We start from the raw sequence: 5,936 nt of genomic DNA on the forward strand, positions 1-5,936 counted from the left end.
GCGACCACCGTTCCTTCCTCTCGACTTCAAGGATGGGCCCATGCCTTACGCGGAACTGCGGCGCCTGCTCCGGCCCTTCCGCAGGCGCTTCTCCCTGCTGGTTGCCCTGATCGCGGTGCAATCTGCAGTGACCGTCGCGCCGGTCGTAGTGGGACAGCGTCTCGTCGACGACGGTATCTTGCGCCAAGACACAACAATGCTATGGGCGTTGGGTGCCGCCTTAGTCGGCCTGGGCGTCCTCCAAGCGGGCCTGAGCATCGTGGAGACATGGGCAACCACCAGGCTTGCCGAAAGCGTTGTGCTCAAACTGCGCACGGACATGTTCGGACACCTTCAGCGGCAATCACTCGGCTTCTTCGCCACAACCAAGACCGGCGCGATCGTCTCGCGTCTGCACGGGGATGTCGCCGGTGTGCAGCGCGTGGTTTCCTCAACGGTTCCGGCAGCCGTCGCCGCCACCGTGCTGCTGCTGACCTCTCTCGGCGCTGTCATAGCCATGGACTGGCGGCTGGCTGCCGGAGCGCTGCTGCTCATTCCACTTTTTTACACAATGAGTTCCCGCTTCACCGAACCGCTGGGCGCCGTCAGCCGCGAACGTCTGATGGCGCAGGCCGATCTCGACGCCATGGCCGCCGAACGCCTGAGCCTCAACGGGGTGGAGCTCACCCAACTCCACGGGCACCTGGCACGCGACCTCACCGCCTTCCGCGCGAAGGCTGCTCGTGTGCAGGACGCGGCGGTGCGCGGCGCGCTGGTCTCCGCGGCACTTGGCGCCTCGCTGATGCTGGTGATGAGCACCGTTACCGCTGTGGTCTACGTCATGGCAGGTCACCTAGCGATCTCAGGGCCGCTCACTGTTGGAACGGTGGTGGCCCTGGTCGCCTTGGCGTCACGGCTCTACGGCCCGCTGGCGGCTCTCCCAGGTATCCGTACGGACCTGGTCGCCGGACAGGTCGCCCTGAACCGCGTGCTGGAGATCCTGGACCTCTCCCCGGCCATACGCGATGCTTCCCCGGCCCGCTCCTTGCCGGCCCGACGCCCCGGATTCAGCCCGACAATCACCTTCAAGGACGTCCACTTCACTTATCCGTCGAGCGCCGAGCAGGGCCTCCCGTCTCTCGCAGGCGAACACCCGGGCCAGGGCGCGGCCAACCCAGTTCTCTCCGGGCTGAACTTCACGATCGAACCGGGAACGACCGTAGCGATCGTGGGTCTGTCCGGCACGGGAAAGTCCACACTGACCCGTCTGCTCACCCGGTGCTGGGACACCACATCGGGCCAAGTCCTCATTGACGGCGTGGATGTCCGAGAACTGCGACTGCACGAACTGCGAGACGTCATCGGCGTCGTCACCCAGGACACGTTCATGCTCCACGACACGATCCGCAAGAACCTTCTGATGGCTCGCCCTGACGCGGATTCCCAGGACCTCATTGAGGCGTGCCGCAGTGCACAGATCTGGCAGGAAATCGACGCCCTGCCCGACGGTCTCGACACCCTCCTCGGCGACCGCGGCGTGCGCCTCTCGGGTGGCCAGCGCCAACGCTTGGCCATCGCCCGCTTGCTTCTCAAGGGCTCACCCGTCGTCGTCCTGGACGAAGCCACCTCCCACTCCGACGTCCTCACCGAACGCGCCCTTCTGCGCAGCATGGTGCCGTTCCTTCGCACGCGCACCTGCTTGATCATCGCCCACCGGTTGAGCACAGTCCGGGGCGCCGATCACATCCTTGTTCTGAAGGATGGACGCGTCATCGAGCGGGGGCGACATGAACAGCTGATACAGGCCGGCGGCTGGTACGCCCAGATGGAAGGATCCCGTCATGACACCAACAGCGTGGAAGCATCGTAGAGAAACGGACCTGACAACCTTAGCGACCGGGGTGTAGTCCGATGCGAAGTAACTCGATCGCTGAAGTGTCGCGCTGACTAAGGCCGTGTCCGATGGGTTGCGTGCCCCGCCCCCTGGTGGATCGTTTCGGTCGTTGTGGGGCGGGGTGATCTTCGGATGAGGAATGGGCTCGGCCGGAACCGCATCTGCCGAGGAGCGCGGGGCGGCGTGGGCGGTGGCAGTGCCACCGCCGGGTGATGAACGGGATTCTGTTCCGGCAGCGGACTGGCCTGCCGTGGCGGGATTTGCCGTCCCGTTTCGGGAAGTGGAGACGGTTCATGACTGTCATCGCAGGTGGTCAACAGACGGCACGTGGGAGAGGATCTTGCGGGGCCGTCCAGGCCGACGCCGATACCGAGGGCCGGATCGACTGAAGCATGGTCAGCGTGGACTCCACCTCTTGCCGGGCTCACCAGCATGCGGCAGGTGCTCACTCCCGCCCACCGAGAGTCTCCGGCAGACGAAGCATGCCGGTCCGGCATCGGACCGCCGAGGCCCTGGGTCGAGGAGCCCCCTTTTCGGGCCCCGGCCGCGTGCTGATGGGCACGGACGACCGTGGAGTCGACCGACACCAGCCACTCTATGTCGCCCGCCATGTCCGCTTTCGCCTGAGCGGTGCGCAGCATCCGGTCGAACGTTCCGTCCGCCGCCCACCTGCGGAAACGAGTATGGAGCGTGGCCCACGGCCCATAACGCCCGGGCACATCCCGCCAGGCCGTCCCAGTCCGGAACTTCCACACAATCCCGTTCAGCACCCTGCGGTCGTCCAGCCGCTTCCGCCCCCGCAACGACCCGGGCAGCAGCGGCCGGACGAACTCCCACTCGGCATCAGACAATTCATGGCGGCGTATCACGACACCATGATCCACCACACAAGATCATTTGAAGACACCGCCTAGCCGTTGTAACCCTGTCCCCAGGCGTAGCTGGCGATGAGTGTCTCGGTCCAGGTCGCCGTTGCTGCCCCAGTCCGGGCCACCGCCACCGCCAGCACCTGCGCCCGGCTCGGCGAAGTTGGCTTACGCCCGACCTGCTCAGCCAGCGCCGAGGGCCACGGCCGGATGCCGGCCCAGGACGCCGGGATGTAGCGAACGGCGTGCTCGCCGGTCCCGTCCGCGTACGGCGCCCCGTCTCCGGCCAGCCAGGTTCCCAGCTTTCCCACTGCGTCCGAAGGAAGCGGACGCTCGAGCATCCGCGCGTCCAGTTCCCCGGCGCCCTCTCGCCACCCCATCCGAACCTCTCCTGTGGTTCCACGGCAGCAGGCATCACCAGTTCGTGACGGATTCTGTCCCGAGGAAGCGCACTCCCGCACGAGTGCGGGACGGTTCAGCTGATCTTGCGGGCGGAAAGTGGGCTGGAACCAGGTACGGCCTGGATACCGGGAACGTTGTCGGCGCGCAGTCTGGCGGCCACAGCCCCGGGACTGATCTCACCGGCCTCGTACTGGCTCGTGGGGATCGCCACTATCTGCGAAACCGCCAGGACGCTCCCGACCGGGAGATCGGCGAAGGCCTCTCGCATGTGGCGGGCGACATCGCGCCGGGACCGAGGCATCTGAACCGTCGCCGGCCTACCGACGGGGGTAGCCTCCCGCGCCCCCAGCCGGGGTGCTGGAAAGCCTGCAACCGAGAAGGCGGGCGCGCTTCCATCCGGGCGTTGCCAGCGCCGGGAGAACGCCTCGGACAGATGGTCAGCCCGGGCCAGGATTGTCTCCTCGTCCCACTGAGCAGGCAGGGAACGGTTCAACGAAAGTGCACTGTGCACGAGGATGTCGGATCTCTTGTGCTCCCAGGGACCATTGGAAACCGATGTGTTCAGTCTGCCAGTGAGCAGAGTCAGGTTTCCCACAGTGTGGAGGAGGGACTGCCTGCGTTCATGTGCCTCGGCGCTTCCGCGGCCTCCGCCTTCGGGAAGCGGCCAGTGTTCCTCCCAGGCCTGGGGCAGTAGGTGCTCGATCGTCAACTCCCCGTTGTGAATCTGCCGCTCGGTCCTGCCCGAGTACAGCGAGTCCTCCAACTCGGCCAGCAGCAGCCGCATTCGGGTCCGTGTGAGTTGCTTGTACAACGGCTGGAATCGAAAGACTTCCCGGATATCGCGATCGCGGGGCCAGAACCCGGAGTCAGTATCCTGTCGGAGCAGAAAGTCCTCCACGACCGACGGGTCGTCCTTCGCCTTCAGCTCCTTGAGCAGTTCCAGGAAGAGCCGGTTGTAGTTCTTCGTCGTCAGGCGGCAGACGGTGCGTCGAACCAGGTAGGAGTCCAGGGTGGCCACCGCGCCGGCCCGGTCGGCCTCGTCGAAACGGCTCACCAGCCACAGGAGCACGGGCATCACGGTGTTGGCGTCCAGAACACCAACAGTACGAAGAAAGCGGCCCTCCGATGTCAGCGGCTGTTCCTCGGCTGTCAGCCGTCGGTAGGCCCCTGCCCGCTCCACCAGGCGCCTCATCAGGTTGACCAGACCCATATCAGTGGCGTTGACGTACCTGCGAAAGGTCAGGAAGAGCTCGGGAGCCATCACCTCCTCGGCGAGTTCCCCCGTCAGGTACTGCATGAGGAAGACATCCAGACGAGGCCGCTTCAGCCTTCCCTGCCGCACCTCCTTGCGCCAGTCAGGCGTCTCCAACTGCGCCCACAGGTCCCTGTACAGTTCCTCCACCGGGAACCCTTGCTCCTCAGCCTTCTGGAAGATCAGGTTCTTGACCAGGTCAGAGGCCTGCAACGGGGTACCTCGGTCGTTCAGAGCTTCGAAGATGACCTGGGCGTTGTCCTCGGGCTTGAGATCAATAACGACCAACTCGAACTTGTCACGAAGTACGCGCACCAAGGCATCGAAGCCCTCGTCCAGCCTGTTTTCGTAGTTCAGCTCTCGTGCCCACCCGACCGTGCGGTTGCGAAAGAACCAGTACGCCTGCACGATCGCCGAGGCGTCCGGGGCGACGGAGGGCGCGACGTCGGCGGGCCGCCGCAGGCGACCGTCCATGACCACGCGGAACGAGTCACGGTCAATGTTGGTAGGCCACACCTTGTATGCCGCATGTGGGTCGTCGGTCATGTCGTCGTCGTTGGCGGTCAGTTTGACGAGCGCACGTACGTACCTGTCCTGGACATCGAGCTCCCGTGCGACATCGCGGACCGCGGCAAGGAGAACCTGCAGCGTCGTCAGCCGCTGCTGTCCGTCGATGACCTGTCTGGCGGGCATCGACCCCGTGAGTGTCAGCAACTGATCCAGCACGACCGCACCAAGAAAATGCGGATGAACTTCCTCATCCGCCATCCTTCGGTGAACCAGAGCGGTGACGTCCTCCCACAGCGGGCGCCAGTTCCGGTCCTCTGTCCAGACGTACGGCCTCTGGAAGACCGGCACGACGAGTCGCCGGTCCGGCCCGAACAGGTCGCGCAGGGTCATCGATTTCGCGTCCACACTGTCCTCCAATAAGGGCTGGTCACACGAGCCGAGTACCTGCCATTGAAATCCTCCCGGCCGATTCAGGGACTAGCGTCAACCCCGCAACCAGTGGCGAGACCGATGTGAGACGGACGGGGGGTACCGCCGGAAATCGCCCCTACGGTCGCGGCTGCCTCGGAGCTGCCCAAGAAACGACAACCGCAACTGGCGGCTGTGATTGGAGATGCCTATGTCCACTAAATCCCGTTTTGCGTATCGATGCTGAAGTTTGACAGACGTCCCCCGCCACCCACACAACACACCCTCGCACCACGACGTGGTTGCAATCACGCAGCTTCATCATCCGGAAGGTCACTCGACCACACATCGTCAGAGTCGATCCTCGCATGGTGGGTCACGCGATTTGTCAGCCCCGTCACAGACGGGGGCGGCGTCCGGCTCCGCCGCGTCACGCATGCGTCGACGGACCCCATCCACTCCAGCCAAAGGCGGCTCGGCAGCCGAACGGCCGAGGCGTCAAGGTCGTGTTGGAGCCACGTCGAGGGAAAGGACCGATCCACAGCCGCGCGAGGAGCGTCGGGATCACCGGTGGGCAGGCTTGCGGTGAGTCCGGCGCACGGCCTGGTGCGCCGGACTCGCCGAC

3 protein-coding genes and 2 pseudogenes are annotated in these 5,936 nt (G+C 65.2%); 2 read left to right on the forward strand and 3 right to left on the reverse strand.

Going from position 1 to position 5,936, the window contains the following annotated elements; all coding sequences use genetic code 11:
* Together ACWF94_RS30760 and ACWF94_RS30765 are read left to right on the forward strand one after the other, a co-directional pair.
* On the forward strand, positions 1-1,849 hold a 1,849-nt coding region (locus tag ACWF94_RS30760), incomplete at its 5' end, for an ABC transporter ATP-binding protein (RefSeq protein ID WP_453495777.1).
* A 135-nt stretch (positions 1,850-1,984) separates the two neighbouring features.
* Positions 1,985-2,394: pseudogene (locus ACWF94_RS30765) on the forward strand (IS5 family transposase); the annotation flags it as partial.
* Here the strand turns inward: ACWF94_RS30765 and ACWF94_RS30770 are convergent.
* The 3 genes and pseudogenes from ACWF94_RS30770 to ACWF94_RS30780 all read right to left on the reverse strand — a co-directional run.
* Positions 2,347-2,760: pseudogene (locus tag ACWF94_RS30770) on the reverse strand (IS5 family transposase); the annotation flags it as partial. The pseudogenes ACWF94_RS30765 and ACWF94_RS30770 overlap by 48 nt on opposite strands.
* Before the next feature lie 23 nt (positions 2,761-2,783).
* Positions 2,784-3,119: an 8-oxoguanine DNA glycosylase OGG fold protein gene (locus tag ACWF94_RS30775; protein WP_453495779.1), complete on the reverse strand. Its 336-nt coding sequence runs from the start codon at positions 3,117-3,119 to the stop codon at positions 2,784-2,786.
* A gap of 95 nt (positions 3,120-3,214) precedes the next feature.
* Positions 3,215-5,308 (reverse strand): DUF262 domain-containing protein, encoded by a 2,094-nt coding sequence (locus ACWF94_RS30780; RefSeq protein WP_453495781.1) that lies wholly within the window; start codon positions 5,306-5,308, stop codon positions 3,215-3,217.
* Positions 5,309-5,936 lie beyond the last annotated feature (628 nt).

It is taken from the genome of Streptomyces sp. NPDC055078 (genome assembly GCF_053607985.1).